The following is a 22,805-nucleotide window of genomic DNA, read 5'->3' on the forward strand; positions in this document are numbered from 1 at the left end:
ATGATGAAAAAAAAAACTCATAACTTGAAATCTGATTTTATTTCTAAGTTTACACATAAAATTGCCTCATTTGGAGGCATCTGTGCAATATTATTATTGATAATAGTTTCTGCACCTCTTGAAAATCCTACTGCATCAGAATCAGTAGTATATAACCCTAGTAGTTCTACCTACCAGTATAATTATGGGGAAAGACCTCCAATTATTGCATGGAATATTACATCTTTAAAAATGGGGGATTTTTCCTACCTTATTCGAAATGAAACATCTGTCCTCCAGACAGGACGACTATCCAAATTAGGAGTTCTTAGATTTCAAACCCCTTCGGTTCCTTGTGGCATCTATAATTATACTTTGGATATTTATGAACATGAGAAAATAATTTCTTCTCACACAATTTGGGTCTCAGTTATAAATGATCTTCCAACATTTGAAAATGTAGTATATGAAGACCAATATGAATTCGGAAGTAAATTTAACATGATTCAATGGAATTTAATTGATCGATTCATCGATAGAGGTTATTATGAAATTTTTGACGGATTTGGCTCGAAATCAACTCGGAAATTGGCTCGATATGATTTAATTTCTCCAAATGCAACAATTAACTACTATTTTCCAGATTTAGAAATTGGTGATCATCTTATTCGATTAGAATATTATGATGGATTAGGCGGGTCAAAAATTTCTCAAATACCGATCTCGATTTTACCTGATTTAGATCCGAGAATTACTGCAAAAATACCTAACGATATTGAACAAGGACATAATTTTACTGCCACATATACCCTCAAAGATTATATTTATGGAGATGGAAGTTACAACCTTTATTTAAACGGAACACTCCAAGAACAGGGAAATTGGAACCAGTCGCTTCATATTACACCCGAAATTAATAGTTCAGACCTTGGGCTAGGCACGACTCAATTAATATTTGAATATACTACCCGTGTGGAAAATCGAACAGATCCATTCAATTTGACTTATTTTACTGAAATTTATTACCACAAATCCTTCATCACGATTCATAATAATCTTTGTCCTGAAATATCAGGTGAAATTGACACCACCAAAGAATCAACTACCTTTGTTTGGACTATTTACGATGCAAAATTTGGACCCTCCGCAAATTATCGAATTACCTACCAAGGAACGGAGATGGCGTGGGGAAATATAACAGATATCAACTTGTTCACTGATAAAGAAGGTTGCATAGTAAAGTATGTATTACCACACTATCTCACAGCCAAAACGAATCTTGGTTTGGAATTAGTGGTTGAAGATGGTTTTGGAAATTCTACATCAAATTACTTGGAAATATTATCAAACTATGAAGAAAAGACACCTATTTATTTATCTTCCTCAATTAAATTGGATAAACCTCCTTCCGATTCGGGGATACCTCTTTTGATTTTGGCAATTGCCATAGGAGCACTTATTTGTTCTGAAATATGGGGTAAAATGCAAAAAAAAACCCGACGCTTGGTCATGTCCATTGCTGCCATGGGTTTATTGGGATTTAACTTAGATTTAATCACAGGAAGTGCTTTTTTTGGAGGAGCTTCTCCCATTTCTTTCTTTGAAATTTCCCCTGGATATTCAGAAGATGCTGCAAGTGGTTGGGACACTAATCAGACCGAATTTACTATCCGAGTATTCGATACTCTTCACTATGAATTTTATTTGCCCGAAGATGCAATTGTAGAACCAATTATCACAAATGAGTTGGGTTACGATATCCCCATTCCTTCTCAGTTTTATGAAGCAGGAATGCAATCAGGCGAAATTTATATGGATCCCAAGCGATATATCAATATAACTTCTGGGTTTGAAAATGTGACTGAAATCCAAAACTCTTTAAATTTCTTACCAAATCATCAATATACAATTACATTAAACACCTATCGTCCAGATGAATTGTACGATGTATTATCGGGATGGTCAGACACCTATACTTTCACAGTAATGAAAGCCAAAAGTGCCATCACTTTTGAAAAAATAGGCGGATATGATAAAGGATTATCGATGGTCGATTATACTAATGATCCGCTAAATAGTCGAGTGCTTTATCGTTATGAATGTACATTGAGCAATGCCTTTTCCAATGATGCTTTATATAATGAACTCGTGCATATATATCAATTAAACCACAATTCAGAATTATATGAATCCCTTGATGAAATCTCCACGAATTTAGAAGGAAAAATCTCCATTGGAGAAACTCGCTATGCAAAGGATATTGACGCAGCCGAATTCTATTACCCAGGGAATGAATTCTATGAATCAGATTTGGAACAAGATTCAATTGATGTGAATCATATTCTGAGTCCGTTCGATTATACCCATCCAGAAGAAGAGTTATTGACCGAAGGAGAATCATCCCATATGTTCGATGATAGCTCCACTTCTACTTCCTATACGGGAGTGAATAAAAAAGTTTCATGGGGGCAAAATATTACCGATACTCAAGGATTTTTACTCACGGAGCCCACATTTCAAGCACCTCAGCCTCAGTTTGGAGTAATTCCGAATGTTGGAATGTATGTTGGAACAGTATCGAACTATTCCGGGAGTTGTATTATAATGTCAAGTAGCATTTATGTATATTCCGATTCCGTTGATTATGCTAACCTCACCCTTCGATTTCAAAATATTTGGCAACGAAATGGTTTAAGTGATGATCTTTCTGAAGGAAATGTTCAACTCAGGGCTATTTTATTTGATGATCTACTCAATATTCAAGAAATTGTTCCCTTATACGATGGTTTTCTGAAATCCTACCAAACTCAGACAATATCTTTTAATCCCGACAATTTTCAAGAAGTAAGTCAGATCTATATCGGAATTTGGGTGGAGATTATCGCCCCAACGTGCCATATTGGATATGATTCCGCCGATGAAGTCTATGTCATTTTCAGTGATTTTGAATTGGATATCCGATACCCACCTGCGATTGGATCCGCAGGTCATCTAACCAACTGGGAGACTTATTATTTAGAAGCGAACACTAAGGGCATGGATGTCTTTGTAGGAGAGCACGATTTGACTTTTACAACCACTTCTGGGAGAGCTGATGAAGGTACATTAGGTCAGTTAGCAGCTATCGGTGAGATGAAATTACAAAACCCTATAGATTTTACATCCACGTCAGTGGAGTCTTCTATCATCCAATTTACCTCGGATGGAGTGATTCGCCAAATGATTTTCGATGGTGATGATGGATCTTCCTCCTATAATTTATATTTGACTCCAGTCTATTCCGACGGTAGTCGAGGGTCAGTTATGTCACTCCAATCCGCCACCATTGAATCTAATTCATCCACAATTTCTGTGATTCTGTCATTAAATGACTATATTGGGGAAGTAATTTCCCATTGGATTTTAACGGGCGAATTTAATATTCCGAGTACTTCTCACGGCCTTCCAGATTTGGTAGAAATCTTTCTTTCTAATCCTCAAATTCAAGTTAATGGGGTTGCAATTAACCTTGTTGATGTATCAGATCCCGACCCTGTTCCAGATTATTACTTGAGTCGCACAGTTGAACCGATTCCTAGTGATCCCCCCCAATATTTGCCCGATTCAGAGGGTTTCTTACGGGATCATTGTGTTGCAGGACCATTTTTTGTCACCACTCAAGTTTGGGAAGAATATGAGACAATTACAGGCGAATTTATCGATCCTACCCGAGATTATCAACCAGGAGAATTCACTGTTCCGAATACTCCAGCATTACCAAATAGTGACCCAAAATTGTGGGAATATGTGCATAGTAATAAAATGCACATGAAATATAATTCCTATTATAATATAAACGATTTTTGTGTCGCTTACAGCTCCTTTTATGTATATATTTCTGAATTTACGCCAAATCTATATATTCGAGGAGGTTCCGATGAATCAAGCCGATATTATTGGGATTCCGAAGAAATATATTATAGTCATGAACGTCGTACCTTAGACATCAAGACATCAGAAGAAGAACATGATATCATCCATTTAACTAATATAACTCAGGGGTACCACAAAGTGTTGATAATGACAGAGGAATATGACTCTTTGTGGCGCTATAGAGTGAGATTTTCATTAACGCCAGGATCTGGAGATGCTACATATACACCTGTTCACAATATACATTTTACCCACGAACGCCCTGAATCGGATCCTCGTTTTACTTCTATTACAATGGATACTCAAATTCAAAAATCCCCCCGAATCACTCCAAATCGTGATAGTCTGATATTTTCTCCTAACCCGCAGCGAGTGAAGGAAGGAACCTATGCAGAAATGACAGTAAAATCATTCATCGCTAATGGAACCGCCCTATCAGGAACTCTTTTTAATGGAAGCTTGGCCATGAATCTTCAAGGATTTGTTGATTTAGCGGAATGGACCGCCGATTCCGTAGGAGTAAATGCTTCTCTTACTTTTGAATTATTTGCGAAAAACGATTTGGGAAATTATGTGCGAGAATTTGATACGCTTTTATGGACCGATCTCCTTTCGGATATAACGGCTCTTTCCCTCACCGTTGAAAATATCACGGTCGAGTTAGCTCCCGTTTTTGCGAATTTTTCCAGCCCCGATAGACTTCTCCAAGAATATTTTATCCGGTTTAAAATGATTATGGTTGCTGAAGATGATGGAACCATTCCTGCTAATTTAGGTGTGGAAATCAGCAAACTTAGTCTTGTTCTAAATGATCTTGAACCGGTGGCCGATTGGATAAATATTAATGATGGTGAGTTATTATCGGGAATCAAAAATCTATCTGTAGTAGGAGTTTCTAGGGATATTGATATGGTTCGATTTTTAGGGTCTTACGATAATGGCCTCACTACTTATCCAATTGGGGAAGTCTATTATAATCCCGCAACCATGGCTGATTGGGTGTTTACCTATGCTTTCGATACCGACCACCATCCTATTTTTCATAACGATACGGAAAATTTCACACTCATTGCTGAATTAATGGACGATTATTATTCTGTGGAACTGACAATGATAACAGGATTGAAAATAGACAACACCCCCCCTGATTTACAGATCCGAAATGTAAATAGCAATGATCTTTTAACTGAACCCGTGTGGATTGAAATTGATACTGAAGCAACGGATATCGAATATATTGATCTTTATTTGGATTCATATAACGATACAGAGTTAATCGAATCACAATTACTTACCACCTTGACCGATGGGACCGGTGGATGGTTGTATTATTTAGATCCTTCATTATACCCATCGAGGGAATATAATATAAAAGCAGTTGCAACAGATCGCACATTTGAGGAATCTTTACAAGGAAATGCCGAATTAACTAATGTGGAATTTGCTCGAGTATCTCCCTTCTTTATTGGAACATCGCCTCTAAATGGATCTGAAATTTCTGATAGCGTTACTTTTGAATTTCAAGCATCTACCACCTTAATTAGTCACATTGACATTGCAGTATCGACCACTGCTACTCAAGATCTTTCCCAAACGGATTTCATGCCTCAAACAACTTTAAATGGAGATGCGAGTGATCTTTATTCTTATATTTTCGATTCGACCACCGTATATGGAGAAGATTGTGAAGCGTGGCATTATCTACAGTTTGATTTTTGGATTGATGCTTACAAAGAGACCTATTACTATTTACTCTTTATTAATAATCAACCACCCCTAATTAGCATGGATTTTGAGCCTTCCACAAATTTCCTCGCCCAAACTTATTCTTACGAATTATTAAATAATGTGGTTGATGGCTTATTGACTCACGAAATTTTGACGATTTTTAACCAATCCACTCTTCAATTGGATATTGATCATAGTTTTACGGAGGATATTGCCGTTTTGGAATATTATGTCAATGTTTTTGATCAAACCTACCAAAATCTCAGCGATCCTTTAGCCAATCAATTGAACTATGATATGATTACAACAGATTTACAATTTTCCCCATCTATCGAAGGATATGGCTTGGAAGATGGCTATTCCTACTTCCGAGATCTCAGTCAAGGGATATTATGGACCCTTACCCAACTTCAAGAAAACATTGAAAATGATACAATCTATGATGCAGGAGATATTTTTGATCGGGCTTCGGAATGTGCGTATTTAGGATATGTCGAGCAATTTACTACCATGATTCCGGCCCATTATATAAAGGATGCCGATCACGCGATTGTTGCTCAATTTGAAGCCCTATTTTCAACGCTCTATAATGATTTAACCTACATTGATACTTTAGCCGCTCTTGTAGATGCGAAAGAGCAAAATATCATAGATAAAGAAATTGAAATCCTATCTGCTGAACTTGCGTTAGCAAATGCCATCGATGATTTATCTATATTAAATAGTGAATTAGCAGCATTGAATGCTCAATTGGCTTCAAATCAAACCCTTCTATCATCAACTCAAGATTATCTCAGTCAAAAACAAGCAGACTTAGTCGCGGCTGAGGTGGCTCGAGATGATCCCTTGACGGGAGTAGATGCCTTATGGGAACTCATTGTCTTAAAGGAATCGTATTACGATTCGAATGCCTCCCGGGCGACGGCTATCACGAACTCCGATTCCACAGGATTACGAGGAATTGCTAAAAATGAGTGGGATAGCGCTGAAGCAATGTTGGCTTTATGGCAAGACTATTATAATTGGAACGATTCGCGCCAGCTTGCGATAAGTGATTCCGATTTCACCGGGTTGCGAGGACTCGCCTATGATGAATGGCAAACCGCTCAAACCACCTTAGATCTGTGGCAAGGCTATTATGCAGCCAATATGTCTCTCCAAACCGAGTTAGGGGATGATCAGGTAGGATTAATTGCCGATGCATTAAATGACTGGAACGCTTTGGAAAATGAACTAACCCTTTGGCAAACATATCAGAGTTGGAATATTTCACGGTTGAATGAAATCGGCAGTGATGATTATCAAGGTGATCGAGGAACAATGTGGTTAATTATTCAGAGTATCGAAGATGATCTTAATTTCTGGATAAGTGAACGGGATAATTATTACGATCGAGCAGTGAACCAAATTACTGATTCTGATTCCTCCGGAGAGCGAGGTGCGGCCAAAGATGTCTGGGATGCTGCCCTTCTTGCCTTGTCAAATAAGGAAGCAGAACTTGTCTCATGGGAAGCAAATCTTGCGACCTATGGCGATAATGAATCTGGACTTATTGGAGATAAAAAAACAGAATGGGATGCAGCCATAGCAGAAGTGATTTATTGGCAAGGAGAAGTCAATGCTCAGGCAATCATTGTGAATACTGAAATTGCTGAGCGAGATCAATTATATGATGATGTGCAAAATCGATTATCAATAGCATCTTCTATTCTTAGCACAATTAATGCATGGGAAGCATCGCTTACGGCCTTGGAAGCCGACTTAGTTGATTTAATCCAAATTTGTGATGATCTACAAGATCTCGCTGATTATTATCTTCAGAGGCGAAATGATTTTACACCTGGTTCCAGCGGATGGAATTACTGGGAAGATATGTGGTTTGACACCCTTTTTGAGTTATATAGGGCCCAGAGAGATGTTACTGATTGTGAAAATTCAATAACTGCTTTAGAAAATGCAATAGGTGTCGATACAGGGTATTATGCCACTTCAACAGCGAAATGGAAGGAATACCGATATTATAAAGGAGACATTAATCTTTTGAATCCTGTTCAAGTCTATGAAGATTATATTTATCAAGCTAATACTGTAGTCCCAAATGTTCAAATCGTCCTATCATCCTATCAAAATTCCTTGGATTCAAGTATAGCAAGTGCAACAATTAAAGAAATGGAATATGATGCATTAGTTGCCTATCGAGATAATACAATCTTAATTAATATTGCTTCAATTCAAGCTGAAATAAATGATACTTCTGAAGGAAGCTTGCAAGATGCGATTAATGACGCAGCTGCGGCCTATAATGCTTTAATTGACGAGTATAACAGTATCATGGATCAACCAGACGGCTTTTATTGGATATGTGTAGCAACTATCGGAGATGAATCAATTGGTCTGGTGAAGGATCTAAATGATGCATATGATTATCGACAGTCGCTAATTGATGAATATGATTACATCTATAATATTGCTTTACCCTTATGCGATGATACTATCAATAATCCTTCAACAGGATTGATAACACTAGCGAGTACCGCTGAAACCTATTATAATTCTTTGAATGCGACTCTTGTAGGGGTGAATGCTGATATTGCATATTGTGTCACCATTATTGGAGGTACCAGTTCAGGTCTTATTCAAGATCGGGATCAAAAGTTTGCCTTCTATAATTCACTCGTGGCCGAATATTTGGCCATTACCGAAAATGGGGGCAATTTGGATATCTGTACGGCTCAAATTGTAGCTTATATTGTCTTGAGCGATCAAGAAGAGCAAAAATATCTCGATTTAATTGCGGAATACAATTTGATTATGACTGTGATACTTCCGACATTAGATGATGAAATCAATAATCCAACTACAGGTCTTTATGCCCTTCGTCAAGCTTTATTCGATACCATTTCGGTATTAAATGGAGAAATAGCAGGGATCTTGGCAGATATTTCAACCCTTGAAGGTATTATTTATAGCATTGAAAATGACATTACAATTAAAACTAGCGAGATTTCTGCCCAAGAAGGTGTGCAAGCTTCCATCGAAGCCGACATCATAGGATTGTATAGTGATTTAGATGTTTTAAATTCGGAATTAAACACTCTCGAGGATCAGTATAAGCAAGAGTCGCTCTTAAAATTGGACCATGCATATAACTTCATGTATTTAGTTCTCCAGCCCAAACTTACAGGCTTAAATTATAACATTTTGGATGATTCGTTAGCTTCATTTACCTCCCAATCGTTACTGACCTATACAGGAGGAACACCTAATTGGAATCCAACTCTCGATATCTCCTCAATTCCCGATGGATTTATTGCAATCGGTATTTATGCCGAAGATACTGCAGGAAACTCGATCAACATAACTACACCGACCTATTTCCTCGATAAAGGATCTCCCGATGTAAGCTTGTTTTATCCAATAAGCGATTCCCAAGTAGAAGTTGAGAAAAATTTAGGAGTTGATGAGTATAATATGTTGACCTTTGCCTTCTGGGTCCAAGATCAAGATGTCAAAAAAATCAATCTACAATCCATGGTGATTTTTAATGAATTTATGGCTCAAGATTTAAGTGATTATATCTGCCGCATCAATCCCGGAGAAATCTCACAAATCACGTTATTTTTCAATCAAAGTGAGTCGAATCTATTATTTGATCAATTTGTTGAATCCCCATGGATTGAAGTTACCGTCGAATGTGAAGATTACTTTGGCAAAAAAACCACCTTTACAACTCAATTCCAAGCAGTAGAACAAGTAGATACAAAAAATCCTGTTATCAATGAAATAATTTTACCCGATTCTCAGAACATTTATACTGGAGGTTTTGACGTTTGGATAAATGCTACGGATCCCAATAATGGTACAGGGGTCAGATTTGTAGATTTGTGGATGGATAAGATGGACTCTGATCTCACTCCCGAAAGTTTGGTCTTTTTAATTGATCAATGGCAGCAAGACCAATTGCCAGAAGATCATATGTTGTTAACCAACTATTTAGGAATGATCACCGATCCAGAAGTGTCAGGGTTATATTATCTGAATCCCTTCGAGATGAGCGGACGATTTGCCAACTTAACCTCAGGCGAACATACCTTCTATATTCGGGTATTCGACTACAATTATAACTATGTGACCTATTCATTTAGCCGCACCATTATTATGCCTGAAATTAATATTTCACCGAATGAAATCATTTGTACCGAAGGGGAAAATAAAGAACTTTCCATTTTTCTCAAGAACTTCGGCAATCAAATCGCCAATGTCACTTTTGAATTAATGTTTGCAGATGCGTTGGATCAAAACCCTGAAAATGGGTTTATCCCCTTGTGGAGTTTGACCGATGTGAATGGCACGGATGGTTGGAATGTCACCTTTGCGCTAATTCCAGAACAAGATTTCTACTTGAATTATCGCATTGTACAGATGGATAACTCCATTATTTCTTCTGTCACCCATCAAGAATTTTTAACTCAAATTGCGCGGGTACTATTTCCAGAATACAGCGGAAATGAAACCTATATTGACTCTGCGTATGCTAAACATCGATTTACCGTCGATGATACCACCCCCCATGATATTACGATAAATTTAGGTGACGATATGATTTTAAATGATGAATGGACGCTCGAATCCTTCTGGTTTGGGAATTACACTACCCAAAAAGTGGAAGTTTTTCTGGATGATGAAATTGTAGGGGAATTTAATGCCACGGAAGATATTTTAGATAAATCGACGCCCTTATATAAAGATACGACACCGATTGACAGTCAAACGGGGGAGACCTTCGTGTTAAACCCATATGATGAAACCACTGGGGAATATCTCATCGACGATGGAGAATATGAAATGGTTGTCAAGGTCACCTTCCTCAACGGAAAATCCGCCACCAGCAACCCCATTTCCATCATCATTGATACCAGCAGTCCCGAGTTCCAAGAAGACGGCATTTATCTCAATGGTGGATCCACAACGGATTATGAATGGGTTGATGATACTTATTTAGTGTTCACCAATGAAACCGTAGATATCGTCATTCATGCTCGAGACGATGTCACCGATATTACTGCCATCAATTTAACTTTGGGAACCAGTTTAGATCCTGCAGATGATGTTGTCACCATGGAAATCTTTGGCACGGATCTCAATCTCTGGTGGGATGGGTCAGTGCAAGAACAATTGCGGGTGAATATGTCCGCCTTGGGATTAGCGGATGGCAAATATTATCTCCGTGTTGAAATTTTCTCCGGTGGGGGAGTACAAATGGATCAATCCTTTGCAATTGCCTATGATACCGATGCACCACTGGGGTATTTTAGTAATCCTGCTCAATATACCATCTATACCCAAGATCATATCGAGCTGTTCTACACGTGTGCTACGGAAAGTCCTTTTGGGACCGCCCACATTCAATCCGTTACCTTTTATATGCAATTGATGGATACACATGAAAATATCACTCTGGGAACCAGTTCCGTTCCAATTCAAATACATACGGATGGAAGTCAGACTTTCGCTACTCTGTTTACCAATCCTCAAGCATATCAAGAAACGATAACCTTTTGGGTTTCGATACACGATGAAGCGGGAAATGCTCAATGGAATATTACCACAACCGAGCATGAAATTTCTACGTATCAGATTATGTTAGATGGATTTACCAATGTTCTCCCAATGATACCAAATGAGGCCATCACAGGGTCCTTAAATGGATACTTCGAGTTTCAAACCGATCCTCAAAAATTGGATGTGTCCATGGAATTATTGGTGAATGATGTCCCAATTGAAGATTTGGTCACTTTTGATCCAAAGGGGCTTGATGAGGATGAAGACTTTGCAATTGAGTGGAATGCTAGATTAATTCCAGAACAATTAAAAGAAGTCAAAATCCCATTTAACTTCCTCGAGTATTCCTCTGCTTCCTTAAATCCAGATCCCTCGACAGATAAGCAAGCTTGGGGATTTTTCAATTCTTCGGATCGACCTTCTGTCGCCTATGTTTCGCAACAGCAACTCCACATCTTTATTCCTGAATTATTGGAAGAATCCGTGAATTTCTTTAACTGGGTTCATCTTTCGCTTCCCATCCCCTTAGATCCAGTTCTTCAAATGGAAGCTTTTGATTGGAATGCGGATGGCCAAGATGAAATAGCCATTTTAACTGCAACCTCATTAATTATGGTCTGGAATGAAGATGAAATATGGGCATATATTCCTCTAGATCTATCCCTCCAAAATGTGGATCAATTTTGCATAGGTGGTGCTAATATCTATTTAGCTAATCAAAATGAGTTGCTTATCTACACCAAGGATACTGATTCATCGTTAAATTTGATAGATACGATTCTCTTAGATGGATCGGCTAAAATAAACGGTCTCACATTTGGATCTATTGCTCCAACAAATCTGTATTATCCGGTAATCACCACCAGCGAGAAACATCTCCAATATTATGATGGAACCAAGTGGCTTACTATGTTTACTTCTGCTTTTCCCTTTACATCTCACCTTTTCTGTGAAAATTTAGACTTGACACCTGCCCATGAACTATTATTTGCTATCGAAATACCTGCAGGAACCATCCCTGAAACGGATGTCATTCGAGCGCAGTGGGATGAGGTTGATCTTAAATGGAGAGTTGTAAGCACGGGTGATTTCTCCGAAATTAAAGAAGTGTTTGATATTCAAACAGGCCATTTAGCTGCCGATAATTATGGACGAGTGATTGTGGCTCGGGGGGATGAACTGGCGATCCAGCGGTTGGGTGAAAAAGATCTTACATTCCTCTATTCGGATTTTTCCTATGACCCGTATACATCAAGTAGTCCATTCCAAGCTGGAACTTTAACGGAAGATGTAGAATTAAGTAGTTCTTCGCTACTTGAAGCAAGGCTGGAAAATTCTAACTCAGATGTAAGCTTCAGTTCGGATTCAAGCTCAGCCTACAATATTGAATTTGACAGTATTGAGGATCCTGTCCCTACAACCGCATATTCTACAGTTAGTGCCAGTGAATTGCTCCAAAATCCTCTCTCATCGCAGCAATTAACCACCGGTAATCAAGACGCTCTTAGTACATCTCGGATTCTCGCTCCTTTTACTGGTGGATTTATTAATGATACGGCCGAGACGAAAGCTACGGGATTAGAGATGACGGATTTCCGGTATGATTTCCGATCGGGATCGAACTATGATCTGGATCCCACCTTAAATCAAATTGGATATGATGTACTAGCGGATGGAGGAGTATCTGAAGGATATACATATTCAGATATTGGAATTGAAAATATCCAATCTTCAGGTATTCTGAAAAATTTCGCATTTTATCAAAATTTTGATATAAATTGTGGTGATTATGAAACAGATATAGATTATGATGCCAATGGCCAATCCTCCTATTCAGTCACTTCTGAGCCCTTTGATGCTCACAGCAGGTTGGACGCTTTCCGGTATACACGATCAAATCCCGATGGTGGGTATATAGGGCATGGAAATAGTTATCCTCTCCATAAGGAAGACTATCCTATATTTGCTTATGACCGCTGCCTCCCTGCATATGGAGAAAAATTACCAGTCGGTAATAATTTTCTTAAAGATGATTTATCAATGACTATCCCCTTGAAATTAAATATTGATGTAAAAAACTTCGATGTAGGAGAAGTTCGATTCCAACTTTCTTTAGCAGCTTATTCACATGTATTCTATTCGATTTACACCACTAATGGAGCAACCGATGGCAGATCAAATATGTATTCGGCAAATTTTGATTTATATTTAGTCTCGGGAGGAAATCGCTTGGAAATCACAGATACGTCATATTGGGCGACTGTGGGACACTATACAGACAGATTAGTCAGTGGGATAGAATGTTTACCCGTCCAATATTGGGATTTTAATTCACCCAATGTTTGGAAGGGTGTGGATGTACATATCCCTATTGGAGTCTGGACTGATTATGGGATTGATCCAAATGATTGTAAATTAGAAATTGTCATGACTGACCCCTATTTAAATCATTGCTATCCTCAATACAGTACTGGAGAAGGGATCTATGATACGAGTTCCTATGAAATTTACAGTATGGTCCGGACATTGATGTATCGGAGTATGATTTTGAAATATTTCCGAGTCTCATACTATCAAAATCCAAAATCTATAATGAATGGATTTATGACAGACTATGAGCAATTTAGTATATCTAATGGCATCCCAATAAATTTTGTTGCAGGTGAAGGTGATGATCCTACTGTCTCAGGAGGTCCGATTCAAATTAAGAAAGGAAATACGCTTCCTGAACCAGAGGAAAACGTGGGAAACTTCCAGACAGAATTGGGTGATTTCGAAAACTTACGGGTGAGTTTGAAAATTAAACCAGTATCTCAACTTTGGTTATCCGATGCGGATACAAGCCCTTTATCAGCACTGCTTAATCCTTTCTCATCTACATCACTTTATTCGAACGACTTTCAAATTTCGAGTATTGTCTCGAGCACCCCTTCGTTAGTATCTTTAACAATTAAGTACTATACACCGAGCGGAGATTCTACTCAAATCCTATATCCCACAGACTGGGAGATGGTTGGAGATTATTTGCAAGGAGATGTTCTCCTTTGGATAGATGATGTATCGACTGAAAAAATTGAGATTGTTCCGACTCTTCAGTGGTCCGTCACGACATCGATTACTCGTTTAGATTTAGGAGATTATTTCTATCCAAAAACACCCTTAGTGGCAATTCAACGTACAATTCCAGCATCCTCAATTCTCGTAGGCACAGCAGGTCAATTGCGAGAAAAAGCACAACTTTCAGATACCCTCATGAGTAAATGGGAATTAGCTCAGGATGATAGCTACACTGCATTCTCCACCTTAGAATTTGCAACCGATATGCTGCTTGAAATTCCAAGTATTTTTCCATTGAATCAGCCTCAACAGTTAGAAGTCGCAATTCCAATAACTCCCGCTTTTAAAGTCTATAATCTTCAAAGTCAGATAATTACTGGAACTACATCCGCTTCAGATATCACCATTAACCCATTTATTGAGTACACATTGAATGGTATAGAATATATACCTCTTGAAGCGTCAACTCCAGCATCCATCAATGAAGGTATATTGTTATTCCGAATTGATACAATTGATTATGGGACTTATTTCGATTTCCGAGAAGGGTATGAGTCACAAGGTTCCACGTTTTTGAATTTCCGGCTAAATATCGATTTAATCTTCCATGATCCTGCTGAAATGACGATTGCAGGATCCACTGAGTCGTCTATAAAAGCATCCATCACTTTCGGTACCCCTCAGACGACTTTGTTGATGTATAATGCCTATCCTCTAGCGACTGCGGGAGAAAATAATCTCATATATTCTCAGACAATCGAGCTGGAATGCGACACGCAAAGTTCTCTCTTTAATTCAGGAGACGGAAGTTATCGAGGAGAAATGATTTCAGAATTTTCTGTCGATGCTTCTGAAATAACCAGTTTTGATGGACAACCTTTGCTTAATTTCCCACTGAAGATGGAAATCTCGCGGATTACAACCGAAATCACTGCTACCACGACCTATGAAGTTATGTATGATAGCAACGGAGATGGGGATTACCTTGACGCCGATGAATTTCTCTTCTCCAATGAGGATGGATCTTTTGATGGATATTATCACTTTGCCTTGAAAGAAGAGCGGGGGCAGACGGATCTTTACCGCACTCAGTTTGAAATCCGTATAACTTCGGTCTATCAAACCTATGTTGAGACTTCCTCTTTTGTGAATGAATTTAAATTGAATTATTATATTGATAATAATGCAATAATTACTCGAGACGATTTGAATTGGATATCGGATCAAGATATCCTAGGAGGAACTTTCCTATTTGATTTTGGTCTCCAAAGTACCTCTCAATCTTTTGAACATATTTTACAGTCTAACAATGCCTTAGAAGATGGAGAAATCGATTTCACCCATTGGGGCGAGTTAGCCTGTGAATTTGCAGTTAATTTACCGATAGATTACACCCAAGAAGATTTGGATGCGATCACCATGCTCAATCTGGAAATTGCACCATCCAGTACCATTGTGGCAGAAATATGGACTCATGATGATCCAACCAATATGGTGGATTTAATGGATAATCCTTGGGAAACATGGGAAAGCGAATTCAATGGAGGTACTCAAATCTTCCAAATTAGGGATAGTGGCCTAACAACATGGACGAATTTAGGTCCCGCAGAAGATCCCGAACTAGACGCTCTCTGTTGGGACGAGATGGTAGAATATTGGCTTTCACCCACCACATCCTTAAGTGAATTTGTCCAAGATGGAGGAGGTGTCGATTACTTAGATTTCAGGGTAATTTTAGATACGACTAACTTTGGAGAAACCCATGTACCAGACCCCTATGACTCAAGTCGATATTCCATAGATCTCTCGGATGTTCGAGTACGGCTATTTACCGAGGATCCCAAAGACGCAATGATTTACACCGCATCGCAAGATCTTGCATGCACTCCAAACGATTATGAGTTTTCCAGCTTAACCGTGGGAATTGATTCATCCTTGGAGATTGCAGGAAAGTTCGGTATTGGAACAGATGTTTTATTAGAGGATCTTCCAGAAGGAGCCATTATATATTCAAACATTCAGGCTTCCTTAGCGATTAAACACGATGGAGTTTATGTTGCCTATGGGGAATATACACTCACCCCATTCACAAACACGCAATCGATATTTGCAAACGCCTTGATAGAAGCAGAAATCCCCTCGATGGCCCAATATAATGCATTTACCAATGATAAAACGACTCCCTTAGAATTTCGAATTACTTGGACTTGGGAATTGGAGAACACCTATCTCTACCCTGTGCAATTTACCAATACTCAAAATTATCAAATTGATGCTGAAGGTTATTCATGGGATCAAAATAGTACTACACTCGCCCTTAGTAGCCACGTGTTAAATGTCCATGATTTAGATTTGGACAATGATTTTGATTTGCTGTTAGATGGCGGAAATGGGCTTTTGTTCCAAGAAAACACGGGATATTATCCTATGACACTTAGGGCTTATGATGGCTATGATGAATTAATTTGTGAGCAATCCTTCTTCGGTACCCTTGATTCAGGAAGTCCGCATCCAGAACTCACGTCTTTGGAAGACCGGATCGGAGATCATTTAATCCCCGAATTCAATACCCTGATGGACTTAGTTATTGTAGATTATTCTCCAGATTTAATGCATTTGGATATCTTCTTTTCGGAAGATGGAACGTTTGTGGATATAGATCATGTGGATTATGAAACATCCCATATATTCGGCAACGGGGATTCACTTCCTGTACCAATTAATGATTATTTCTATCCGATTTCGCTGGATACAAGCAGTTTTGGAGCCGATGGAATGAAATATTTGAAAATAGTCGGAATTGATAGTGTCGGGAATTTTGGAGAATATTTTATGGAATTTTGGTATGATCGTCAAGATCCTCTTACCTCGATTAGTTTTTCGCATTCCGATGCATCCAAAGTCTCTTTACAGACCGAGGTCACCTTACAAATTTCGGATTCAGGCAATGTGGATGAAGCGGGTTCAGTTAAAGAAACCCACTTGAAAATCTGGAATGAAGATCAAACCGTTAGTTATCTCCATGAGATAATTTCAAAGGAAGAGATTGAAGCTGGAAGTCTTTCCCTTTCCCTATATGAGGATATAATCGTCCCATATAATCTGCAGGCGGATCATTTAATGATGGAATATTGGAGTATTGATTTCGCCAGCAATGAAGAAGTGCACCAATGGGAAGATATCATAATTGATGATAGCTACTCTATCCGACTTTACTCGGATGAAACCTATTCCACAATCTTAGAGGGAGAAGTATCAGTCCAATATTTAGATCAACTCTTTGGAAAAATCTTGGATACTTTTGATCAGCCCCTACCGTTCGGATTTGAAGTTGACTTGCACTTAGATGGGTTGAAATATTCAACTATTCACATCTGGAATAATGAAGGGAATTTCAACACCACAATCATCTCAAGTGAAATTCAAGGTGAGGATTTACGAACTCTTCCAGGCACCATTATCAACCATAATGGATGGTCTGAGGATCAATATCATGCAGATCGCATAATTGATTTACCAGTTAGGGGTGAAATCCAAAAAATTGAAACCCAAGGATTATCCCGGTTCTATTATCAAGATGTCAATGATATGGAACTATCCTATTCGAACTTAGATCTTGAAAATCTCGCAGTTGGGCAAAATTACGAAGGAATTCACTTGGATCTCTTTATTCCTTGGCAATTTAATGATAATGTCGGCACCACTTTTGAGAAAATTCAAATAACTTTTATCAATCAATCCGAAGAAGATGATTCCCTTAATATTGAATGGAAATATACCCTTGATCAGAACGATTTAGCAGAGTTGTTTGTTGCGAATCAACAACCCTTGGTATGGGGAAATAACTTAGTGAATTATATTCCCGTTGATATAAACTTTGCAGAATTGATGGCCTATGGAATGTTCTATGAGATACCCTTTGATTTTGCAACAGTGGATGAAATTGTTATAACAGGTTATCGCAACCCTACTCATCCCTCGTTCTCACTCACCGATCCAACTTCCAGTTCGCTTACATTAATTTGTGGAGAAATTCGATTAGTGGATTTACTAAATGATGCAACCACATATTATCAAGAAAATCCCTTAGGGATAGAACGCCCCTATATTTATAACGGGCAAATCGCTGGAAATTTCTTTAATTCCTTAAGTATTTCAAGCCCTAACACTTTACGATTTAACCATAAAGATCTCCCTGTAATGAGTGCCGTGCTTGAAGAAGGAGATGCCATTTACAGTGATTCCATCACCGTCTCAGCAATTTCGTTTGGAGGAGAAAATTTGCCTGAAACAACCCACATGATTAGCGATTACTTGAAATTGACTGCCCGTAATGCTAGTATGGATATGATAGATGTCGGAATGCCGACTCATGATGGAGCACCTTCTAGTTTGGCCTTCACACTCGTTCAAAAACCAGATAATTATACACATCTGACTTTGAACTACAGTGGAAACAGTCTCTTTAACAGTATTGCCAGCCAAATTAACGCATCCTTAGTGCTTCAAAAAGAAAATTTAGTCCTTGATTTTGAAAATGTTCCCCTAACTGACGCCTACACGATGCATATTCTCCGAAATACGACCAGATCCTTTAATGGAATAATTAAAGATGATGATGAAAGCGTTCCGATCTATTTTGTCCCCCATAGTCAACTCATTTCCTATCCGTTATATAGCTTTGATTCTTCCTCATGGGTATGGAAGCAAGACATCACAGTGGAAGATACCTCGATTCGCCTAGGTGCCAAGACGGGAATCAATACCTATCAATGGTTTGATTATCAAGAAGGTAATATTGCTTCGTTTAATTTTACCATGGATAACCAAGAAGGTGGAAACATTCCATTCACTCCCCAGACTATAATCTGTGCGGTAAATTATCCTGGAAACGATTTCTACAAAAATACTACCCGAGAATTCAATATTGAAATTCACCCCTTAGAAGTTCAGCTCGTTCCTAATGCCATTACTTTTGATTTGTCAGAAGAGAAATTATCGATTGATGAAGATGGACGAATAAGCGATGCGACTTGGACTTTCACAGATGATAATCTGTATAGTTTTAGCTTGAAGGACCAATATAGCACACCTCTCCAAGAAAAACCAGTGTGGATGTCCATAGGAGTCTTACCCAAAGGCGCAAGTCTCCCCTATGACTTTACGAATCCAGCGGACAGTTATGTAGCACAATATTTAGGATCAGCCGGCAATCCTTCCCAAGAACTTTTAAACCTCATGATTTACCAAGATTATACCGGAGTGCCTCAAATTTATCCATTTGTCGATGAGCAAGATAATGACGCCATCAAGATGTTTGCTCCCTTATACTATCAAATGGGATTAACAGATGAAAACGGGAGTGTAAGCTTCTTACTGGAAGGAAACATATTTGCACAAGTCTTGGATAATTGGAATCGCTATATTTTTGCAGGGGGTTCCTTGGAAGATGTTAATTTATATATGCGAGTCTTCTATGACAACCAATTTAATAGCGAATCCATGAAAATTGCAACCGAATATATGTTAGATCAAGAATATGAAGTCGTATTCGGCGGCAATGAGGAATTTGTCTATAATCAAAATACGACGCAATGGGGAACCTACGAAATTGAAGGCAATGCTGAATATTTCGATTCAAATTATGCATCCACCTATGCTCATGGTATTGTGAACTTCCGAAAAGAAGATCTGGTCTTAGTGTCGGGGTATTTCGAGCCAAAAAACCCCGATGATTTTACCGTTGGAGTTCAATTAATGGAAGCGGATATTGTGGGATCAGACGACACAGGATTTAGTCTCATACCAGAGGAAGAGGGAAAATCATCGAATTTACTTGATCTAACAGGAATCACTTTTCCAGATGAATTTTCTATCTTGATGGAAATCTTTGATCAAAGTGGCACCTCAAAAGTCATCGATGGGCGTTATCAGTTAGGAGAATATGTGGATAACATTCAGCTCATGGATCCAGAAGGTTCGGCTTTATTTAACGTAAATGAAGATATTTTTGGGCCTCAATTCCAACGACTGGTCCCGAATGTGTACACCATTCAATATTCATTGTCAAGCTTGGAAAGTTATTCAAAAATGTATAACTTACCGAATAGTACGACTTGTCAATTAGTCATAAAATCTCCTTATACCTATACTTTAGATTATCCATCCCATATTTACTCACTGCCTAATATGGTAATGAGCGATACTGAGATGAATGTTGCGTATGGAAACGGGACAGAATATTGGAGTCACATGAACTTTGATCATGGCTATCCGATCATTACCGCAGATTTACTCATTCGAAATACTACGGATTACATTCCCAATTATAATCTCACGGATGTCATTAATGTGCAATTTAATATTAATGGAATGGAATATGAGTATTACTTCAGCTTGAACACATCAGAATATATTGATGAGGAAGGAATCTACCATGCAGGAGATGATTATACTTTTGAGATTCCAGTGAAATTTTTAGATGGAATGCGTCCCAATATTTCCGTCTACACGTCTTTGGAATTTACTCCTGAAAATAATATCAATTGGTCGCAAGTAGAAATGGATTATATTGACCAATACATTGATCAAGAAACGGGAATTGTAGATTGGGCAGAGTGGGAAGAGTGGGAGGAAAGTAACATGACCAAAGCCTATGAAGAATATAGGTTAGGGGCGAGTTATGAAGTGATTATGGAAAATTTTACTCTTCACGAATCCACTTTACGCACCGATGGCCAATCATGGCAATTTTCTCAAGAATTTGCCGATGGTGATAGTAATAATGATCATCAATGGCAATATAATGATGAAACAATGCCCACCTTCGAGACGGACATCAGTACCGATCAATATACCACCACACTGGGAGAACATACCGCTCTCGATTTCGATGAGGACAGTATCCCCGATGAATTTGTGTCTATCGCAGTCAGTGAAAACCAAGTCTGCACTACATTCGATAGTAGTGACACAATCATTGATTGGCAGGAAGATCGCATAGAGTTTATGCAAAACATGACCTTTAATACGACTTTTACCTTGAATAATTTCTTTACGGTGGAACAAAAGACCAAAAATCTCACCCAACCATTCAATTTGCGGAGCGAAACCTATCAAACGTATGAAGGATTTCTCTTCCCTTCGCTTGACGAAGAGTCAGAAATCATTACATGGGACCACAGCCTTCGTTCGGGAGCGTATTGGACAGATGTGGCCCATATTGAGGATAAAGATCTCATAAGTGTAGGTCTTCACGAAGGGGAATCCACATGTTTGATTCGAGACAATCTATATATGCCCTATAATGGAGCCGTCGACTGGGATTTCCGAATTCCCAATGTAAATAATTATGATTTAGGATCTTTACCTTCATCGGATCTTGAATTTATAATAAATTTCACCTTGGTTAAAAATATGCAAAATGGACCAATTCAATGGACTCAAATCCTCGAACTTTCCCCCTTAACCGGCATTATTGAAGGAAACAACTTGGCCTTTAAAGAAGTCGGGTTTGATATTCCGGATCTATATTGCAGTGAATGGATAGATCTTGAACTCAATATCACCTTGAAAAATGCACCTTCTACCAACTTGGAAAAAGTGATGCTTCTAAAAGGGATGATTACGGGGGATGAAACCATCTATCGTATCAGTAATGAATTTCCGACCAAATTACGGGCAAAATTATTTAGTGCGAATTTTCTTTACTTCTTTACCCAACGAGCTTTAACAGAAGAAATAGGAGCCACCCGTAATACTTATGAATTTTATTCTGGAGATCCCGAAAATCGACCTGCCGATGATATTTTCTTTTCCTTAGAACAATGTGATGAACCCTATGCCAAAGATTTGGTCTCCATGGTGGAAGTGTGGGATTGGGATATATATCAAGCCAATCCCGATCGCTACATTCAAGTAGAAAATTGGGAATTTGATGAAGAGACTCGAACCTATACGGAAATAGAAGAATTGTTCGCCCCTCAAAGTACAAGCACCTATGCCGAATTCGGATTGGATGATCCGTTTGGGGTTTCTATGTTAAAACTTCGATTAGATGATACCTTTTTGGAGACCTTGACAAGCTTTGAGAAATATTCCATGTTTGTAGATCTTCATAATGTCCCCGGTGATTTATATGCCAGTCGGCCAATTCCCTCAATAATTGTCAATGATCCAGCGAATTTCTTAGCCCGTCAAAAAATTACTTTGTTGGTTCAGCCAAGTACTTGGGATCAAACACCCCAACGTTCGATTTTATCTTCTGAAAACAGCGGAAGTTCCATCTCAACTGATGTTTCAAGTAAAAATATCAATATGTCTGCAGAAGAAAATACTGTATTTGAATCCCAGCTAATATATTACATGGATGAACAATCATCGGACATTGCCATTAATGATTGGAGTCAAACTCATGTAAAGAGCGACAGTACTGTTGATCCTTCGGAATTAACCGATGATTTAGACCGTCTTATGTATGATGATAACGAAACAATTTCCTATGTTGAGGAGATTGACTTTAGCCATGAACCTCTTCTGGTAGATATGCACCCCTATTTCACTTTGGG

At 38.4% G+C, this 22,805-nt stretch carries 1 protein-coding gene (cut by a window edge); it reads left to right on the forward strand.

Going from position 1 to position 22,805, the window contains the following annotated elements; translation table 11 throughout:
* A protein-coding gene (locus NEF87_RS03145; RefSeq protein WP_457918608.1) for a hypothetical protein crosses the window boundary here: on the forward strand, positions 1–22,805 show its 5' portion. 5,995 nt of this gene lie beyond the right edge of the window; the window shows 22,805 of its 28,800 coding nt (coding positions 1–22,805); it begins with the start codon at positions 1–3; its stop codon lies beyond the right edge, outside the window.

It is taken from the genome of Candidatus Lokiarchaeum ossiferum (genome assembly GCA_025839675.1).
Classification (GTDB): Archaea; Asgardarchaeota; Lokiarchaeia; order Sigyniarchaeales; family Promethearchaeaceae; genus Lokiarchaeum; species Lokiarchaeum ossiferum.